A 20,260-nucleotide genomic window follows, 5' to 3' on the forward strand; every position below is an offset into this window, starting at 1 on the left:
CTAAGAAATTCAAATATAAAAAGTGCTTTAGCACTTTTTATTATTCTTTGTCTGATTTTGGAGCTTTAGCTTTTTTACTTTTTGAAAATAAAGTCATAAATAATCCAGCTAATAGTAATAATGATGAAACAGCACCAATTACAATGTATTCGTAATATGTAGGTTTAGGGTCTTCTAAATTAGCAAGTTTTTTTGCATCAGCTAATGAAGTAAGTTCTAATGCTTTTGAGTATTCTCTTGCTACATTTGAAGCAACACTTTGAATTTCTTGAGCATCTTTATTGAAATTTGTTAAGTGATCATTTGCTCTTCTAAGAACTGAGCTAATAGAGTCTTTGTTCTCTTGAGTTAATTTATCTGAATTTTGAAATTCTTTTAATTTAGGTTCGTATTCTTTAAGATTTTTTCTCAAAGTCATCATTTCGTCATTAACATTTTTAACTAACGCTTTAAAAGTTTCTACTTCACTTGGATCTTGACTGTTGTCAGCTGTCTTTTTACCTTCGGTTGCAAAATACTGTACTTGAAGTTCGTTTAATCCAATAGCTTGAGTTAAAACAGCATTATATGGAGCAGTTTTTTCGTTTTCTTGTTTAAGTTCGGTGTATTTTTTAGTTAAAGTTTCTAAGTTTTTTTTAAATGATTCTGGATCTTTTACGTATTCTTCACCAACTTTAGCATCTTCTTGTGAATCTAAAGACAATGATAATTTGTTATAATCTTCATTTAATTTGTCTTTGTCTTCTTTAGAAATTAATTGATTTCCTAAAATATTAGCTACATTTGCTTTAAGATCTTGGTTTTCTTCTACGAATTTTTTAACTTCAGCACTAGTTTGTACTAATTGATCAACTGCAGAATCAACTGTTAAAATCGCATTTAAGTTTTCTGGTTTTAGTGTTTTTGTTGAACTAGATAAATCTTCTTTTGAAACCTTTAAAAGCTCTTTTAAATATGAAGTAATAACTGAGTTAAGTGATAATGGATTATTCCCGTTTAAAATTAAATCAAGGATTGAAACAACTCCTTTGTTATAGCTATCAACAAATTTATCAATAAGTCCTTGAACTTGATCTTTAGTTGATAATGTTGTAGCAGATTTTGTTTGTTGGTTAATTTGAGTTTGAGCATTATTTTTTGCTTCAGTTAATTCTTCTTTATAGGTCTTTGCATCTGTAGCATCTGATACTTTAGTTTCAAAACGAGTTGAAGATGTTAATTTATCAAATAATTCACTTGTAGAATCTTTTAAAAGAGTAAGCATTAATGCGGCAACTTCATTGGCCTCTTTGAGAAATTGGTCAACTTGTTCACCTGTAACACTCGCTCCATCTGCTTTTTCTTTATAAACTGCAATTTGTGCAGCAGATAAAAATGGATGTTCATCATCTTTTCTAGCTAAACCTTCAATTGTTGTTTTGTATTCTGCTTTTTTAGTTTGTAAAGCTTGATCGCTAGTTGCATCTACTCCACTTGCGTTAGTATCTGTTGCTACACCTGATGTCCCGCCGGTTGAAGCTCCTGCATCATTAGATGTACCTGAACCTGTTGCAGCAGAACCAGCATTTCCGCCAGTGCCACTATTTGTTCCAGTTCCGGTGCCACCAGAACCTCCAGTTAAACCACCTTCTCCATCTGCATTTGGAGTATCTTTAATTGCTGGAATTTGTGCAGAAACACCTAAAACAGGAGCTGAAACAAGAGCCACCGAAGATAAAAGTAATAATTTATTTTTTAGCTTTTTCATAAAAATCCTTTGTAAGTAACTGTTTTTTAATAATAGTGTTATATTTAAAATTACTTTTAATATATTATAAAATATTTTTTTAAAAAAATAAGCATAAAATCAAGTTAAAAGCAGATAAAAATCAGGACCTTTATCCTGACTTTGGTCATCAAATGAAATGGTGCGAACGAATGGACTTGAACCATCGACCTCACGATTATCAGTCGTGTGCTCTAACCAGCTGAGCTACGCTCGCAAGTGTATTCCTATTATATCACTTTTTAAGATTTTAAGGATATAAAAGGAAAAAATAATTATTATAAAAATTAACGTTTTGAGAATTGTCTTGCACGACGTGCTTTTCGAAGACCTGGTTTTTTACGTTCTTTAGCACGAGCATCTCTTGTAAGCATTCCTGCTTCTTTTAAAACTGCACGATAATCAGCACTAGCTTCTAATAATGCACGTGCAATTCCAAGGCGAATCGCTCCAGCTTGACCACTAAGACCTCCACCAGCTACATTAACAGAAACATCAAATTGCCCCATGGTTTCTGTTAAAACAAATGGTTGATTTGCGTCTTTAAGATAAATATCAGAAGTTAAATATTCTCTTGCTTTTCTTTTGTTAATAACAAAATCACCTTTTCCAGGTTTAATGATAACACGAGCAACTGAAGATTTTCTTCTTCCTAATCCACGGTATTGTAATTGTTCCTTAGCCATAATTATCTAACCTCTAATCTTTCTGGGTTTTGAGCTTGGTGTTTGTGTTCTGAACCAGCGTAAATAAAAACGTTACGACGTTGGCTGTTTCCTAATTTTGTGTGTGGAAGCATTCCGAAAATAGCTTTTTGAACTACAGCGGTAGGTTTTTTAGCTCTTAATTTAGCAGCGTTGATGCTTTTAAGTCCACCAGGATATCCTGAATGTGAATAGTAAATTTTGTCCTCTTCTTTTTTAGCTGTTAAAATCGCTTTTTCTGCATTAACGATAATAACATTATCTCCCATATCTGCATGTGGTGTAAAAGTTGGTTTTGTTTTTCCTCTAAGAACTGAAGCAACAAAAGCAGCTAAGCGACCTACAACTTGGCCTTCTGCATCAACAACGTATCATTTTTTGTCAGCTTTTTGTGTGTTAACAATTGTTGTTTGTCTCATCATCATCCTCCTACGTTAATTTTTGGAATTTATTTCGGTTCTATAAATTGCTTTCTAATTATAACACAAACACAAAAAATACAAGCATTTTTTCGGTGGTTATATCTTGCTTCTTAAATAGAAAATTCAAAAATTTAAAATAACTATTTTTACACAATTTTTGGATAAAAAAACACCGTTAAGGTGTTTTTTCTAGTAAAAATTATTCATCAAGACCATAGTCATAATCTAAAGTATCAATGTTTGAATCATCTTCATAAAGTTCGACTTCTTCTAATCCGTTTGAATCAAACATATTATCAATATCATACAGAATTTCTTCACTTAACTCTTGGCTAGCATCGTGTTTATTAGTGAAATAAGTTTTCGGATCACGGATATCATATTTACTTTTTGGTTCATAATTAGAGTTAGTTCCAGCTGGAATTTTGTACCCTAAAATAATATTTTCTTTAAGACCTTGAAGATAATCTACACGATTTGAAATTGAAGAATTAACCAAAATTTTCGCAGTTTCTTGATAAGAAGCAGCTGCTAAAAACGAATCACTAAGAAGTGGAGTTTGTTTTGCTCCTTTAATTTTTACTTCCCCAAAAGCAGGACGTTTTCCTTGTGCGATTAAACGGCCATTTTCCCTTTGATAAATAAAGCGATCAACTAAACTACCAGTGAAAAAGTCCGAATCTCCTGGATCAGTAATAATAATTTTTGAAAGCATTTGACGAATAATAATTTCAATATATTTGTCAGCAATTGCAATCCCTTGTAAGCGATAAAGTCTTTGAACTTCTTTTAGTAGATAATTTTGCACAGCTCTAGTATCTGCTTTTTCTAAAAGATCATTGATAATAATTGGTCCTTCAACAATTTTTTGACCAGGAACAACTAAATCGCCAACTTTAACTCTTAGTTTTTGTGAAACTTTAACAGCATGTGGATGCATCTCTAAAGCTCCATCTTTGTTTTTGCTTTCAATTTCCACAAGTAAAGTATCTGAATCTTTTCCTGAGCTATCTTTAGCTGGTTTAATTGCTTTAACAGTTCCGTATACTCGTGAAATAACTGCTGGACGACCTCAAGGAAGATCATAAGCATCAATAAGCTCAATTAAACGACCAAATCCTCCAGTAATATCAGCAACTCCAGCCACTCCTCCGGTGTGGAAGGTACGCATTGTAAGCTGAGTTCCAGGCTCTCCAATTGATTGAGCAGTAACAACTCCAACAGCTTCTCCAATATTAACAATTCTATTAGTTGCTAAATCTTTTCCATAGCAACGTTTACATACTCCATTACGAGTATGACATGAAAGAACTGACCGAATTTCAACTTCAGTTTTTCCGTGTTCATTAACAATTGCATGGGCAATTTCTGGAGTAATAAGTGAATTTGCTTCAATGATTATATTTCCATTTAAATCATAAATTGGGCGGTTAGTAAATCTACCTTCAATTCTTTCAATTAATGATTCAATAACAGTGTCAGTTTTGGTATCTTTAATATCTTTAACTGCAAATCCAAAATCACTTCCACAATCTTCTTCGCGAACTACAATTCCTTGAGCAACATCCACAAGTCTACGAGTTAAATATCCAGATTTAGCGGTGTTAAGGGCTGTATCTGTAAGTCCTTTTCTAGCCCCGTGAGTTGATGAATAAAACTCATAAGCTGTTAGTCCATCTAAAAATGAAGATTTAACTGGAATTTCCACAGTTGAACGAACCACACGGTCATTTTCTGCATCGGCTTTAAGCACTTTAGCGTTGTTATTCATAAGTCCACGCATTCCGGCAAGCTGAGTAAAGTTTGACGCATTTCCACGTGCTCCAGAGGTAAACATCATAAATAATGGGTTTTCTAAGTCTGATTTAGTAACTTCTTTAAGATCCTTTTCAATTGATTCTTTAACTTGAGATCATTTTTGAATAGTTAAATTATAACGTTCATCATCAGTTAAATAACCATTAGCAAAATATTTTTTAAGTTGTTCAACGTACTTCTCACCTTCTTTAATTTTATCTTGAGTAGTTGGCAAGGTAGTAATATCATTCATGGAAATAGTAGTTCCTGAAATAGTTGAATACTGGAAACCTAAATCCTTGATGTTATCCAAAATTGATGCTACATAATTTGAATATTTAAACCAAACATTTTCAAGAAGTTCAGTGTAATGCGATAAATTAAGATCAATTTCGTAAATTTCATTTTTAATGAAATGTTTAAACTTAATGTTTTCAAATTCTTCTTGAATGAATTTATTAATAAGTGAAGCGTGCGAAGTGGAAATTTCTTCATTTTTATAATCTTTTAAGCTTGCACACTCTTCAAATTTATTTTTATAATTATTATCTTTAACAGTATCAAGCACAGTAGCAATGTCTTCAATTGTAACAACTGCCACGTATTTTTCGTACATACGGCGAATAATTTTGGCAATATCTTTTTTAACTAAAGCACTATTTATTGGGATGAGTTTAATTGCTTCTCTAAAGTTAGTTCCATATTCAAAGGTATATTCTTTTAAAGCATTTTCAGAAGTATGAATTGTCTCTGTTTCTTTGAGTTTAACTTGTCCATTAACTGTTTGTGAGATAGTTGTAACTCGTTTTCCAAAGACAAATTCAAAATCTCCAGGAAAGGCTTGGTTTAAAATAAATTTCCCAACAGTTGAAACAATGTATGGTTTATTAGTTGCATTAAGAACTGAAATTTTATTAACTGCTTCTACTGGAAGAACAACTCTAGTATGTAAGGTAATGTAATTATTTTCGTATGCATTTATCATATCATTATAAGTTGCATAGTAATTACCTTCACCTTTTGCACCTGATTTTTCAATGGTTAAGTAATATAGACCCAAAATCATATCTTGAGAAGGGTTAATAATTGGCTCACCATCTCTAGGTCCAAGAATATTTTTTGAAGCTAACATTAATTCTTTAACTTCACGAACTGCTTGTTCACTAATTGGAACGTGAACAGCCATTTGGTCCCCATCAAAGTCAGCGTTAAAAGCAGTTGTAACTAGCGGGTGTAATTTAATGGCCTTCCCACGAATTAAAACTGGTTGGAATCCTTGAATTGATAAACGGTGCAAAGTAGGAGCACGGTTAAGTAGTACTGGACGACCTTCAATAGCTCGTTCAACATATGGTCAAATGGTTGGGTTTAAGCTTTCAACTAGTTTTTTTGCTGATTTAACGTTTTTAACGCTTTCTTCAGATTTAATAATTTCTTTAATAATTCATGGCTCAAATAATTTTGCAGCCATGTCCCTAGGAATTCCTACTTCATACATTTTAAGTGTTGGCCCAACAACAATAACACTACGTCCCGAATAATCAACCCTTTTTCCAAGTAAGTTTTGACGGAAACGTCCTTTTTTTCCGGTCAGAGCATCAGAAATTGACTTTAAAGGATGTCCATCTTTAGAAGAAACTGGAGAAGGTTTTTTTCTTGAATTATCAATTAAAGCATCAACAGCTTCTTGAATCATCCGATACTCATTTTGTTTAATCAGCATTGGGGCATCAGATTCATTTCATTTAGCTAAACGGTTGTTTCTGATGATGATCCGACGATAAAGTTCATTAACATCACTAGTAGAGTGTCTTCCTCCATCAAGCTGAACAAGTGGGCGTAAGTCAGCTGGAATAACTGGAAGATTGTAAATTAGCATATTAGTAGGTTTTTGACCTGATTTAATAAATGAATTAATAATAGTTAAACGTTTATAAAGTTTTGAACGATCTTGTAAACTAGTGATTGAGTAATTAGGTGAAGTATTAATTTCATCAATTTTACTTTGAACTAATTTTGCTTCTGCTTCTAAGTCAATATTTTTAAGTAAATATTCAATTGCTTGTGAACCGGTCCCGATTTTTGCGTCTGAAAATTCATGAATTATGTCATTGTATTCATAAAAATCAATTCCATAATCTTTACCCATTTTTGATGAAGCGTATTCTCTAAGTTCTTCTAAAGCGGTATTAATGTCTTCATACTCTTCGCTGTCGCTATCATAGCTTTCAAGCATTTCCATTAAAGCGCCTTCATAAATAGAGGCTGCTTCATTAATATTAATAATGGTATTTTTCTTAAGCGATTTTAAACTCCCACTTTCAAGAACAATGTGCGATTTATAGTAAATAAGATTTTCTAAATCGGTTTTAGAAACTGGAGTATTCGAATCAGCAACTCTTAAACCTAACAGTTTAGCGATAATTGAGTGATCAATTTTGAAAAATCAAAAGTGTACAACAGGATTATGAAGTTTAATATGACCCATTCGAGTTCTTCGAGTAATTTTTGGAAGAATTTTAGGTTTATATTTTTCACAAGCTGGAGTTTTAGTACAGTTAGTGTTTTCATCACTTTTTTTGTATTTAGTTGAACACACTGGACATTTATAATCAGTAGTTGGTCCAAAAATTAACTCATCAAAAAGACCATCTTTTTCTGGTTTATATGATTTATAGTTAATGGTTTCAGGTTTAGTTACTTCACCATGTGATCAACTTAACACATCTTCATTAGTAGCTAGTGAAAGTGTGATTTTGTTTAGTAAATTATCAGTTTTTCTATCGGTAAAATTACTCATAACTTTCTCCTGCAACTTCTAAGTATTGATTTATTTTCTCTTCTTCATTACTATCTTGTTGTGATAATTCTAATTTCATCCCTAATCCTTTAAGTTCATTACTTAACACGTTAAATGATTCAGGAATTCCAGGACTTGGAATTTCTTTAGTATCCGAAACTAAAGCACTATAAAGGGCATTTCTCCCAGAAATATCATCTGATTTATAAGTTAAAATCTCTTGAAGAACATTTGTAGCTCCATAAGATTCAATAGCTCAAGTTTCCATTTCACCAAATCTTTGTCCCCCGTTTTGACTTTTTCCACCAAGAGGTTGTTGGGTAATAAGTGAATAAGGCCCTACACTACGAGCATGCATTTTATCATCAACCATGTGGTTAAGTTTAAGCATGTACATAACTCCAACTGAAATTGGTTTATCAAACTTACGACCAGTAATTGGATCAATTAAAGTTTGTTTTCCACTTTTATCAAGACCCGCTTCAACAAGAGCATCTTCAATATCTTTCTTTTTAACCCCGTCAAATGAAGGTGTAACAAATTTAACTCCTAATTTACGAGCAGCCATTCCTAAGTGAAGTTCAAGAACTTGACCAATATTCATCCGTGAAGGAACCCCTTGAGGGTTAAGCATAATATCAAGTGGTGTTCCATCTTCAAGATATGGCATATCTTCTTCAGGAAGCACTATTGAAATAACCCCTTTGTTCCCGTGACGACCGGCCATTTTGTCTCCAACTTTAATTTTACGTTTTTGAGCAACTGAAACTTTAACAATTTTGTCAATTCCATCTTCAAGAACATCACCTTTTTCACGAGAAAGAACTTCAACGTGAATTACAGTCCCATTATGTCCGTTTTTAACTTTAAGCGAAGTATCTTTAACATTTTGAGGGCGTTGTTGTAAAATAGCCATTAACAGTTTTTCTTCTTGAGTTGGATTATCTTCTCCTTTTGGAGAAATTCTTCCAACTAAAACATCTCCAGCCACAACTTCTGAACCTACACGTACAATTCCTTGTTCATCTAAATGTCTAATTGAGTATTTTGAAACATTCGGAATATCATCACGAGTTAATTGATCTTCTCCAGCACGTGAAGATCTAAATTGGATAGTTTGTTCTTCAATGTGAATTGATGTATAAACATCATCTTTAACTAAACGCTCACTGATAATAATAGCATCCTCAAAGTTATATCCATTTCAAGTGGTAAAACCAACTAAAACATTTTTACCAAGAGCCATTTCTCCATCTTTAAAACTCGAACCATCAACAAGCAAGTCGCCTTTTTGCACCATTTGTCCAACTTCAACAATTGGTTTTTGTTGAATAATAGTACCTTGATTTGAACGTTCAAAGTTTCTAAGGAAGTATCTATCAGTAACTCCCCCTTCTTGTTTAACGTGAATTCTTGAACCATCAACAAGAACTACTTCACCAGCATTTTTTGCAGTTAAATTATACGAAGAATACTTGGCAATATCTGCTTCAATTCCAGTAGCAACATAAGGAGCTTCCGCTTCTAATAGTGGTACTGCTTGACGTTGCATATTTGACCCCATAAGTGCACGGTTAGCATCATCGTTTTCCAAGAAAGGAATAGCTGTAGCTGCTAGGGAAACAATTTGTTTTGAAGATACCTCAATAAAATCAACATCAAGAGGAGTTCCAATAACATAGTTATAATCTTTTCGAATTGTTAAAGTTGGTGTAATAATTTTGTTATTATCATCAACTTTAACTGAAGATTGTGCAAATGCGTATCCAATTTCTTCAGCAGCAGTTAAATAAACTACTTCATCATAATTAACAATTCCGTCTTTAACTCTAAAATAAGGAGTTTGTAAAAATCCAAGTTCATTAACCTTCGCAAAAGTAGCGTAATTAAGAATTAATCCAATGTTTGGTCCTTCAGGAGTTTCAATTGGACAAATTCTTCCATAGTGAGTTGAATGGACGTCCCGAACTTCAAATTGGGCAGTATCACGATTTAAACCACCAGGTCCAAGTGAAGTAACTCTCCGTTTGTTTGAAACTTCCGAAAGTGGATTAATTTGGTCCATAAATTGCGAAAGTTTTGATAAATTAAAGAAAGTTTTCATTTGGTTAGTTACTAATTTGTTGTTAGTAACATTTTTCCCTGTAACTTTTTCAGGGGCTTTAGCTCCCATTCTCTCACGGGTAGTTTTTTCAAGTTTTGCTAGGGCAACAGAAAGTTGTCCTTCAAGTAATTCTCCAACGCTAACAATCCGTTTATTAGTAAGGGCATCTGGATCGTCATCTTGTCCAATTCCTTCAATTAAATTAAAGTAATAATTTACTACTGCAACAATATCTGAAATAAGTAAATGAGCTTCTGTTGAACGAGGATCATTTCCAATAACAAGAACTGGTTCATCAGCTTTTTCAAGCATTCATTTTTTGTTTGGATAAACTTTAATTTTGGCAATTTTATTTCTTTTACCAAGATTTTTATTGTTTTTAATTAACTTATGATAAACATGTTCAACATCAATTCCTGGAATAGTTTCAAGTGCTAAAATACCTTCTTTAAATCCTTCAGCAATTTCTTTGGCAATATTGATGGTAATTAAAGTATTTTTATGGTATAAAATTTCTCCGCTTTTGGTTTTAACATCCTGAGCTAAATAGGTGTTAGTAATACGGTCAACTACTGAAAGTTTATTGTTAAGCATGTATCTTCCAGTAACTGAAAGATTGTAGCGTTTTTTATCAAACAAAATCCCTGGAAGGAGACTTTTCTTTGACTCTTCAGAAATCCGGTCTCCTTTTCTAAGTCCTCTAAAAAGCTCTTCTTGACAAAGGTCAATAAGTTCTTCTTTAGAAATTTCACCATTAGAAATGAATTTATTTTTTCTAATGGTTTCTTCTAAAAGTTCGCTTTTTCCAAAGAGTTTGATAATTTCATCTTGTCCAAGTCCAAATGATCCTAAAAAAGTTCCTAAGTTAACGTTTTTGTTTTTATCAATTTTAACTTTAACTGTATCAAGGGTATTTGAAGTGGTTTTGTGAGAAATTTCAATTCACGAACCAATTCGAGGTAATACTTCAACTTTGTTAAAAAGATCATCTGATTGTTTGTTTCTAACATTAAGTCCAAAGTAAGCTCCAGGTGAACGAATAAGTTGAGAAACAATAACTTTTTCACTACCATTGATAATAAAACTTCCTCCTGAAGTCATGTACGGGATTTCTCCAATTAAAACTTCATCGGTGTTAACCTCTCCTGTTCCAGTAATTTCACGTTTTAAAGTTGCATAAACTTTAACTGAAAAATTAATTCCTTTAGCTTTACACTTTTTAATCTCTTCACTTTCTGAAGTAGATTTTTTAAAAGGCAATTCTAAACGTAAACTGTTTTTAACATAATCAAGTGAAACTTGTTTATTAGCAGCTTCAATTGGATAAATTTCAAGAAGTTGCTCTTGAATTTTCTTTTTGATAAACAATGTAAAGCTTTCTTTGCTAGTTGAAAGGATATCTTCAACAGGGTAAGAATGCTTGGTAACTGAATAATCTCTTCTTATTGTTTTAGGTCCAAACTTGCGAATTTTGTAGTTTTGTTGACTCATAAATCCCCTTTGTAAATTTAAAGACGTATTAGTACGCAATTAGTAAAATAATTTTACCATAAAATAAATTTATTTACGTTTATTTTGGATATTATTTTGCAACTGAAAAATTGCACAAAAAACAGGTTTTTAGGACCTGTTTTCTCTTATTTATTAGTAATAAAATCTGTTAATAAAAGCGGTTCTTTAGAGCCATTTAACACTGCAATAATGTTTTCAAGTAATGGGATATTTTTAATGTTTTTAGTTGCAATTAGTTTGCTCAAAGCTTTAGCGCTTGAATACCCTTCAACAGTTAATTTTTGGTTTTTTAATGTTTCTCTAAGTCCTCGTTCAGCAATTGAGTATCCAAAAGTAAAGTTTCGACTCTGAGTAGATGAACAAGTTAAGAAAATATCTCCAGTTCCAACAAGTTCAAAGCCAACACTTAAATCCGAACTAGGTTTTAGTTGCTTAATAATACTTAAAATTTCCTTGGTTCCTACCGAAATTAGTGCAGAATGGGAATTTTTACCTGGATGAGTGTATGAAGAAATTCCTATTCCAATTGCTAATACATTTTTAAGAGCTGCAAAAATTTCTCCACCATATTCATCTTCACAAGGAACTAAATTAAAATAATAATTGTTAAATTTAGCAATTAATTTGTCTCGAAATTCTTTATTTGAAGCAAAAATGTTAATTAAAGTTAAGTGTTCATTAAAAACTTCAATAGCATATGAAGGTCCTGAAAAAGTTGCAAAATTTTTTAAATTGCGTCTTAATTTGTTTTTAATTAAATCTGATAAAAACGTTCCGCTTTGTTCATCAAATCCCTTTGAAACGTTAATAATATTGACTCTACGAAATCTCAATGCTTCCGAAAGTTGTTTAAGTACGCTTCGAAATGCAAAAGACGGAACTGCAATAACTAAGGTTTCACAACCCTCTAAAACAAAGGATAAATCAGTGGATGCTTGAATAAATTTCGGGTGAGCAAATAAGCGTGAACCAAAAAATTTGCGATTGTATCCTTGGTTAATTTCGGCAACTTCTTCTTCGTTAATTCCGTACATTTTAACTTTATGTCCATTTTGTGCTAGCACATTAGCAAGTGCACTAGCTCACGCTCCGGTTCCTATGAAGCTGAAATATTTATTTTTACTCATATATTAAAATTATAATCTTTCTAACTAATTTTGAAAAAAGAGAAATAAAAAATGGCAGGAGTAGCAGGATTCGAACCCACAACACACGGGGTTGAAGCCCGTTGTTCTACCGTTGAACTATACTCCTAAGCCTAAGCTATATAATTATAGCTATTTTTTTAAATTTTCAATTAACAAAATAATATCACTAATTTTTTTAATTTTAATTAGCTCTGCATCAGGGATTTCGATGTTAAAATGTTCTTCAGCATCAACGACAATTTCAACTAAATCTAGCGAATCAATTTTTAATTCTTCTAATAAAGTTTCTTCATTAAAAGGTTTTTTACTGTATTTTTTCAATTCTTCAAAAACAATTTCTTTAACTGATTTATTCATAGAATAATTATAATATTTTATAAATTATTCATAGTCTAATTTAAACTTGTAAGCTTTTTTATACTCGTGATTATTTGAAAGAATTTTTACATAAATATTTATTTCATATTCACTGATAATTTCTCAGTGAAAATTAATATTTCCTTCAGGAACATTAATACGCTTTGCTAAATCATTAATTAATTCATACACTAAATCTTCATTAATAATTTTTTCACTGTTTTTTGTAGATAAAAAATCTTCAAAATAACTTTCTTGAAGCTCAGGAAAAATGTTTATTTCTTCTTGTGTTTCAGAAATATGATCATCTTGTTTTTGTTTTTGAAATGGTTTTTGAAAGTGTTTGTAAGCATAATATCCTCCAATTCCAGCACCAATTGAGAGTAAAAGGATTACAAAATACTTAATTTTGTTGTTTGTTCAATTATTCATCTTTACGTTTTGCGTAAATTAATAATGATGTGATATCAGTGATTTTTCCTTTTAAATTAAAATCAATGATTTTTTCAATTGAAATTTCAAAAGAATTTTTTTGATTTTCTTTATACTCAATTTCAATGATTTTTAGAATTTTTTTACTTTTTGGAAGTGCTCGAGAATTTTTATTAACCACAATATTACGCAAAAAATTTAGTTTAAATTCTTTAAATTTAACTGAAATTTCGCTTTCAAAGTTTCCTGAAAAATATCTTGGTAAAATAATTCCTGATTTTGAATTTGCAAAATTACTTATTGAAAAACTATTATCGCTAGTAAGCGTATTATAATGAAAAGGAAGTTTATATTCAGTTGAAAAATGCTTTTTATTATCTCAATTGCTTGAATTAAAATTTTGACTTTGTGGTTTAATATTTAATTTTTTACTAATAAATTTATCAAAGCTAATTGTAACTCCTTCAAGTTGAGGAGTGGACTTATTCTTTCGTTTTTTGTGGAAAATGAAATTATTTTCCGGGTAATAAAATACTTTTAAATTACCTAAATTTTCAGTTCTTTGAGTATTTGATAAATCATTAATTTCAAAATTAATATTTAAATAATTTTTTGATACTTTATAATTATCTTCTGATAAAGTAAAATTATATTCACTAATAACTTTGGCATTAGAATAGATATTTTTCATGACAATATTTTGCTCAATATTATCAAAATCAGAAAAATCAATATAAAAAGTTCCGATGTCTTTTTTATTGTTTTTAAAAACTAAAACAATGCTTTTAATTTTAGAGTATTCTAAATTAATGTTTTCAAAACCTAAATTAAAACTATTTAAATTCTCTTTAAAATTATCAACAATGACTTTATTATTAATTAATACCGAAAAAGAATAATGATTTTTTCTATCATTAACTAAATTTGAAGCAAAATTAATGTCAAAATAACCATTGCTCATAATTTTATCAACGTTAAAATGTGCTGAAAAGTTTTTTGGAAGCTCTTTTGAGTCTCATCGACAACGAATTTGTTGGTTTTCTAAAATATATGAACTTTCTTCAGAAATATTATATTGGTAATTAATTGGATACACGATCATTTATAAAACAATGTAAAAAGTTATTAATTGCAATTTTGCGTTTTTTATAATATGTTGATCGCGAAAAATAGTTCATATATCATTTTTCTTCCCCATGTTTTCATTGACTGAGAATAATTTTTTGGTCCAATTTGTGTAAATTTTCAATACATTGATTTAATTTTTCAAATAATGGCTTATCAACATAATCGCCTTTAAGCGATTGATCCAATATACTTTTAAAAGTATTTTTAAAGGCGATTAACTCAGCAGTTAAATTTACTTTAATTTTGTCTTTTTGACTAAATAATTTTTTATTTTCCATGTTTACCTCATTTAAGTAATAAGAAAATTTCAAAAAAATACGAAAAAAACTGCAATTTGCAGTTTTTAATAAGCTTTAGCAAATAAGACATAGCGATTAGTTTTTGAAGAGCATCCGCAATAAATACATTCTTTTTCTTCATCAGGTTTTTGAAATTCTTTTGGGACGCATCGGCTTGATGCTCCAGTTTCTTCTTTAATGTGAATTTCAGCGTGATCAGAACAACAAAATGGTGCAATAACAAATTTTTGTTGAGCAATATATTTTTTAAAATCTTCATAATTATCAACAAAAATAGTGTTGTTATTTAGCCTAATTTGTGCTTGTTCGTACAAATTATTATGAATATCATCAAGAGTTTTTCCAATTAAGTTTTTAATATCATCAATTTTAACTAATTGTTTTTCAAGAGTATCACGTCTAATTAATGTAACCATATCATTTTCTAAATCACGGGGTCCAACTTCAATTCTAAGTGGAACGCCTTGAATTTCGCTATTTGAAGCTTTAAATCCTGGTGTTTTATCACTACGATCAACTCTTACTCTGAATTTTCTGGATAAAAGTGTTTCAAGCTGATTTACTGTTTTTTTAACTTTATCGCTTTTATCTCCAAAAAGTTCTAAAATATCAACTTGAACTGGGGCCACTTTTGGAGGGATAATAATTCCGCGATTATCACCATGAGTCATAATAATAGCTCCAATTAAGCGAGTGGTAATTCCTCATGAAGTTCCATAAACAAACTCTTTTTGGTTGTTTTTGTTTTTGAATTCAATTTGATATGGTTTTGAAAAATTTTGAGCCAGATAATGACTTGTTCCTGCTTGAAGAGCTTTTCCGTCCTTCATCATCGCTTCAATTGTGTATGTTGAGCATGCTCCAGCAAATTTTTCATATGGAGTTTTTTTACCAATTACAACTGGAATAGCTAAATAATTTTTTAAAAACTTAGCATAAGTGCTAATCATTGAGCGGGTAAATTTTCTTGCTTCAAGTGGATTTGAGTGACAAGTGTGTCCTTCTTGTCACAAAAATTCGCGACTACGCAAAAATGGATTAGTAGTTTTTTCTCAACGTAAAACATTGGCTCACTGATTGTAAATAAGTGGTAAATCATTATATGAATCTATTGATTGTTTAAATAATTCAGCAAATAAGACTTCTGAAGTTGGACGAATAAACAATTTTTCACTTAATTGTTTATTTCCAACATGTGTAACTGTTGCTAACTCAGGGTTAAAGCCTTCAAGATGCTCTTTTTCGATTTTAAATAACGATTCAGGAATTAAAAGGGGTAAATACACATTTTGCACCCCTTTTTCTTTTAATATTTTGTTAAATTGATTTTGGATTAACTCTCAAATACCGTAGGAATTGGGCAGATAAATTACGCTACCTTTTGTGGAACCATATTTAATTAAATTACCATTTTTTACAACGTCAGTATACCATTTGGCAAAATCTTCTTCTAAAGGAGTAATTTTATCTAATTTTTTCATATATTTTATTATATTAAAAGTTCTAAATTTTGAGTATAAAAGTATAAAAAAATCACCCCAAGGTGATATGGCTGCCCCAGTTAGATTCGAACTAACGCATGTCGGAACCAAAACCCGATGCCTTACCGCTTGGCTATGGGGCAAAATGGTGGGGGGAGAGGGATTCGAACCCCCGAATCCTAAGAAAGTGGGTTACAGCCACCCGCATTTGGCCGCTTTGCTATCCCCCCATTTTGCTAGTTGCTCTATTATTATATAACAAAGTCTTTAAAAGCAAAATTATTTTTTAAATAACTTATATAAAAAATAAGGGTTTAAACCCTTATTTTCAAATTAAATTAAAAACTCTCTTTTAAAAACACGTAAATTTAGTACTTTAACAATTTCGCTATAGGCAATTAGTCCAAACCCAAAGAAAATTGGAATAATTCAAAAGGCACTGGATTTATTATAAATGCTAATTGGTACGTTTTTAAACACTTCAGAAAAGCCTGGAATATACGCTGAAGTAAGAACGCAAATAAGCGAAAAGCTACATGCAATATATACAAGATAAAATACTTTTGGAGAGCTTTGGAAAATGCTTTTTGAACTCATTAAGTTCATCGAATTTAATGAAGATCCAATCCCTAAGGACACAAAACAAGCAGTTGAAGTCACTTTAACAAATTCTTCTCCAGTGACATTTAATCCTTGAGCTATCACTCCAACAATTAAGTATGCTAGTAGAGCAAAAAATGATAACACTGCTGAATGAATTAGCAACTTTTTCCCCATTCCTGAGGCAAAAACACTATCTTGTTTATTAATTGGCTTTTCTTTCATTACATCAATTCCGCTTGGAGTCATTCCTAGGGCAATAGCTGGTAGTCCGTGAGTGAGTAAATTTACTCAAAGAAGCTGTGAAGCTGAAAGAACGACAAATTCTGCATTTCCAATGCTTTTTTGGAAAATAAATCTAAATAAGAAAAGACCAATAAGCATAATAATAATTTCAGTAACTGAGGAAATTAGTAAATTCAAAATAACGGTTTTGACTTTTTTATAAGTTTCTCGACCTGATTTAACTGCATTAACAATGGTATTAAAATTATCATCAGTTAAAATAATATCTGCTGCTTGTTTGGAAACTTCAGTTCCAGTAATTCCCATAGCACAACCTACTTCAGCAGCTTTTAGTGCTGGGGCATCATTAACTCCATCTCCAGTCATAGCAACAACTTTATCATGATGTTGTCAAGCTTTGACAATGCGGAGTTTATCAAGAGGATTTACCCGTGCATAAACCGAAATTAAATGGACATTATTTCGTAATTCTTCATCGCTCATTAAGCGAGTTCTTCTCCTTTAAGAGCTTTATCACCTTCTTTGTAAATGTTTAATTCTTTAGCAATAGCTACAGCTGTTGTTAAGTGATCTCCAGTAATCATAATGGTTTTAATTCCAGCTTCTTGAGCTTGTTTAATGCTTGCTTTAACACTTTCTCGCGGCGGATCAACTAGTGCAATCAAACCTAAAAATGTGAGATTTTCTTCATCATCATGTGAAATGCTTTCTTGATTTTCATTAATACTTTTATACGCAACTGCAATCACACGATATGCTTGCTTGGATCATTGTTCGTTTAAAATTTTGGCTTGTTCAGGAGTATTATGACATTTATTAAAAATAACATCTGGAGCTCCTTTAGTAATTAAGGATTTTCCGTTTTTTCCCTGAATTAGTACTGACATGGTTTTTCGATTGCTATCAAAAGGAAGTGAATCAAGTTTTGGAAATTTTTCAAAAACACTATTAGCACTAACATGAAAATCCAGTCCATAGCGTAAAATTGCAATTTCGGTGGGATCTCCTGCTTCAGAAAATTGCCCATTTTTTTCTAAATGTACTTGTGCATCACAACAAGCAATTAACGAATGAAGTGCTTTAGAATTTTCTGGATCGCTATTTGGAAATTCATAATCTCAAAATTGAACTACTTTCATTTTATTTTCAGTTAGTGTTCCGGTTTTATCTGAACAAATAACTTGAGTTGAACCAAGCGATTCAATTGAAGGGAGCGACTTAATAATTGCTCGCTGCTTGGTCATATTAGCAACACCAATTGCTAGTAATACAGTTGTAAAGGTAATTAATCCTTCAGGAATAGCTGCCACTGCAAGGGAAATTCCAATTACTAGTGAATCTGAATAAGTAGCAACATTGTTTCATCCACCAAAAAATCCATTTAATAAAATTTGAATTAATGTAGTAGCTAAAAATAACACTACTCCTGAAATTCCGAAAATCTTACTGAGTTTATTTAGTTTAATTTGTAGCGGAGATAGGGCAAGTTCTTGATCATTAATTAACTTATTAATTTTTCCAAGTTCGGTTTTATTTCCGGTATGCTCAATTAACACAATTGCTCTTCCGTTAGTTACATATGTCCCTGAAAAAACGGCATTTAGTTGGTCTCCTAAAGGTTTATTTTTTAAATTATCCGCAAGAACCATTTTTGCTACCGGAAGCGATTCTCCTGTTAAAGCTGATTCAACAACATTTAAATTGTATGCTTCAATTAACCTTCCATCAGCAGGAACATAATCTCCAGCTTCTAAGACTACTAAATCACCTGGAACTATTTCGCTAGCAAGTAGCACACTCATTTTTCCGTTTCGTATGACTTTAGCATTAAGTTGATTATTTTTTTCTAAGGTTTTAACAGCTTGGTCGCTTTTATATTCTTGATAAGTCCCTAGCATGCTGTTTAAAATTACTACTATTAAAATAATAACTGGTTCAATATAACCGATAATAATTTCACTTCCATGCCTAGAACCACTTGCATGCTCATAAATAGCTACCGCAAATGATATTGTGGCAGCAATTAAAAGTAAAATAATCATAAAATCTTTAAATTGGGCTAAAAAAGAATTAATGAAATTAAATTTCTTATGATGTTTAATTTCATTTAAACCAAATTTGCTTCTTTGGGATAAAACTTGTTGATTAGTTAAACCATTTTTTAAATCCACTTTAACTTGAAGATCCATTTTTCTCCTTTTATTTTTTTAGTATTTTTATTATATCAAATCGCTTTTTTGTTGTGTTAAAGAGATTGTTTTTTTAAACTTAGAATTTGTTGGAATATCTTTATTGATTTGTGGATGAGTTCCACTTCTGATTTGCTTAATTTTAAAATTAATGACCATTAGTTCGGCTAAAGAAGAACTTTTGAATATAAAAAAATAAACAAAATACCAAATAAATTAGATTTTCCTTACCTAACTTATGGGGGGTATTTTTTAATGTTTAAATTGTTGCTATGATTTTTACATTTTCATTATGCTTTTATATTTTTAATCATCTCTTTTGCAATCGATTCAATAACATTTACTGTCATTGCATTGCCTGCTTGAGATAATACCTTGTTATCTTTTAATTTGTATTTTTTAACTTTTTTAGCAATTTGCTTGGGAAAACCTTGCAACAAAAGAGATTCATAACCGTTAACTTTGATTAACTTTTTATTTTTAACATAAAGCAGACCATGTCTACCATTTCTTAGTGTAGGAAATACTTTTTTATAAACTCTTAAATCTGATTGTCTCCAGTCAACTACATAATTTTCTCAATTTAAGATTTCTTGAGCGTTAAATTTATCTTTGTTATACTTATTAGAAAGATATTTTTGAAAGGTATTATTTTCAATATTCAACTCAGAATTATTATGCTTATCTAAAAAATAGTCAAAATTTTTGCTTATGATTTTTTTATTAGGAAATTCAAATTTTCCATTATCATGTTCTTTCTTAAAACCAACAATGTAAATTCTTTCTCTCATTTGTGGAACCCCAAAATTAAGACTGTTTAAAACTTTTCAATAAACATTGAAACCAATACTTTCAAGATTTTTTTGGATAGTTTGGAGTGTCTGTCCTTTATCGTGATTTTGTAACCCTTTAACATTTTCCAAAATGAAATATTTGATATTTTTTTGTTTAAGTATTTCTATAAGTGAATAAATTATTAATCCTCTTTTATCATTAAAACCAGCTCTTTTTCCGACAATTGAAAAACTTTGACACGGAAATCCAGCAATCATAAAATCAAAATCTGGAAGTTCACTAATTTTTAATTTAGTTACATCTCCGTAATTTCTAGTGTCATTAAAGAAAAGATTATAAGTATTAGCATTTATTTTGTCTATTTCAGAATGTCCAACACATGACATTCCGATATTTTCTAATCCAATTCTTCCGCCACCAATACCTGAGCAAAAATCAAAAAATTTTAACATATTAATCCTTCCTTTTGTACGTAAAAAAA

15 protein-coding genes and 4 tRNA genes are annotated in these 20,260 nt (G+C 30.9%); all 19 read right to left on the reverse strand.

The genetic code is table 4. The annotated features are described in order from the left end of the window. Positions 1–40: 40 nt before the first annotated feature. Entirely contained in the window at positions 41–1,747 is a 1,707-nt protein-coding gene (locus EXC58_RS03900) for a hypothetical protein (RefSeq protein WP_129725724.1), read from the reverse strand. A gap of 158 nt (positions 1,748–1,905) precedes the next feature. Next, positions 1,906–1,982 (reverse strand) — tRNA-Ile (locus EXC58_RS03905). 70 nt (positions 1,983–2,052) lie between these two features. Continuing rightward, a complete protein-coding gene (gene rpsI, locus EXC58_RS03910) occupies positions 2,053–2,451 on the reverse strand; it encodes a 30S ribosomal protein S9 (RefSeq protein WP_129725725.1) in 399 nt (132 codons plus the stop codon). 2 nt (positions 2,452–2,453) lie between these two features. Further along, a complete protein-coding gene (gene rplM, locus EXC58_RS03915; RefSeq protein ID WP_129725726.1) occupies positions 2,454–2,888 on the reverse strand; it encodes a 50S ribosomal protein L13 in 435 nt (144 codons plus the stop codon). A gap of 202 nt (positions 2,889–3,090) precedes the next feature. Beyond that, positions 3,091–7,488, reverse strand: a complete 4,398-nt coding sequence (locus EXC58_RS03920) for a DNA-directed RNA polymerase subunit beta' (RefSeq protein WP_129725727.1) — start codon at positions 7,486–7,488, stop codon at positions 3,091–3,093. After that, positions 7,481–11,083: a DNA-directed RNA polymerase subunit beta gene (gene rpoB / locus EXC58_RS03925; protein ID WP_129725728.1), complete on the reverse strand. Its 3,603-nt coding sequence runs from the start codon at positions 11,081–11,083 to the stop codon at positions 7,481–7,483. Before rpoB ends, EXC58_RS03920 begins: the two co-directional genes overlap by 8 nt. A gap of 146 nt (positions 11,084–11,229) precedes the next feature. Next, positions 11,230–12,231 carry an NAD(P)H-dependent glycerol-3-phosphate dehydrogenase gene (locus tag EXC58_RS03930; protein WP_129725729.1) on the reverse strand — a complete coding sequence of 334 codons (1,002 nt, stop codon included), beginning with the start codon at positions 12,229–12,231 and terminating at the stop codon, positions 11,230–11,232. A 52-nt stretch (positions 12,232–12,283) separates the two neighbouring features. Then, positions 12,284–12,358: transfer RNA gene (locus tag EXC58_RS03935), tRNA-Trp, on the reverse strand. A 23-nt stretch (positions 12,359–12,381) separates the two neighbouring features. Next, the gene (locus EXC58_RS03940; RefSeq protein ID WP_129725730.1) at positions 12,382–12,609 is read right to left on the reverse strand and encodes a phosphopantetheine-binding protein; all 228 of its coding nucleotides are present in this window, start codon (positions 12,607–12,609) and stop codon (positions 12,382–12,384) included. Positions 12,610–12,633: 24 nt separating this feature from the next. Continuing rightward, positions 12,634–13,041 (reverse strand): MHO_1590 family protein, encoded by a 408-nt coding sequence (locus EXC58_RS03945; protein WP_129725731.1) that lies wholly within the window; start codon positions 13,039–13,041, stop codon positions 12,634–12,636. Then, the gene (locus EXC58_RS03950) at positions 13,034–14,143 is read right to left on the reverse strand and encodes an MHO_1580 family protein (protein WP_129725732.1); all 1,110 of its coding nucleotides are present in this window, start codon (positions 14,141–14,143) and stop codon (positions 13,034–13,036) included. The genes EXC58_RS03945 and EXC58_RS03950 overlap by 8 nt, the downstream gene beginning before the upstream one ends. Beyond that, complete coding sequence (locus tag EXC58_RS03955) at positions 14,124–14,447, reverse strand: MG284/MPN403 family protein (protein WP_129725733.1); 324 nt, start codon at positions 14,445–14,447, stop codon at positions 14,124–14,126. The genes EXC58_RS03950 and EXC58_RS03955 overlap by 20 nt, the downstream gene beginning before the upstream one ends. A gap of 65 nt (positions 14,448–14,512) precedes the next feature. Further along, the gene (proS, locus tag EXC58_RS03960) at positions 14,513–15,949 is read right to left on the reverse strand and encodes a proline--tRNA ligase (RefSeq protein WP_129725734.1); all 1,437 of its coding nucleotides are present in this window, start codon (positions 15,947–15,949) and stop codon (positions 14,513–14,515) included. A 68-nt stretch (positions 15,950–16,017) separates the two neighbouring features. Continuing rightward, positions 16,018–16,092, reverse strand: a tRNA-Gln gene (locus tag EXC58_RS03965). A 3-nt stretch (positions 16,093–16,095) separates the two neighbouring features. Further along, positions 16,096–16,179, reverse strand: a tRNA-Tyr gene (locus EXC58_RS03970). A 103-nt stretch (positions 16,180–16,282) separates the two neighbouring features. Then, entirely contained in the window at positions 16,283–17,278 is a 996-nt protein-coding gene (locus tag EXC58_RS04840; RefSeq protein ID WP_235666105.1) for an HAD-IC family P-type ATPase, read from the reverse strand. After that, entirely contained in the window at positions 17,278–18,984 is a 1,707-nt protein-coding gene (locus tag EXC58_RS03975) for a cation-translocating P-type ATPase (protein WP_235666106.1), read from the reverse strand. The genes EXC58_RS04840 and EXC58_RS03975 overlap by 1 nt, the downstream gene beginning before the upstream one ends. A 30-nt stretch (positions 18,985–19,014) precedes the next feature. Next, positions 19,015–19,143: a hypothetical protein gene (locus EXC58_RS04865; protein ID WP_268809174.1), complete on the reverse strand. Its 129-nt coding sequence runs from the start codon at positions 19,141–19,143 to the stop codon at positions 19,015–19,017. Between the two features lie 131 nt (positions 19,144–19,274). Beyond that, positions 19,275–20,231, reverse strand: coding sequence for a DNA (cytosine-5-)-methyltransferase (gene dcm / locus EXC58_RS03980; RefSeq protein WP_129725735.1), 957 nt, complete (start codon positions 20,229–20,231; stop codon positions 19,275–19,277). Positions 20,232–20,260: the final 29 nt, after the last annotated feature.

Source organism: Mycoplasmopsis citelli, assembly GCF_900660645.1.
GTDB classification, from domain to species: Bacteria; Bacillota_I; Bacilli_A; order Mycoplasmatales; family Metamycoplasmataceae; genus Mycoplasmopsis; species Mycoplasmopsis citelli.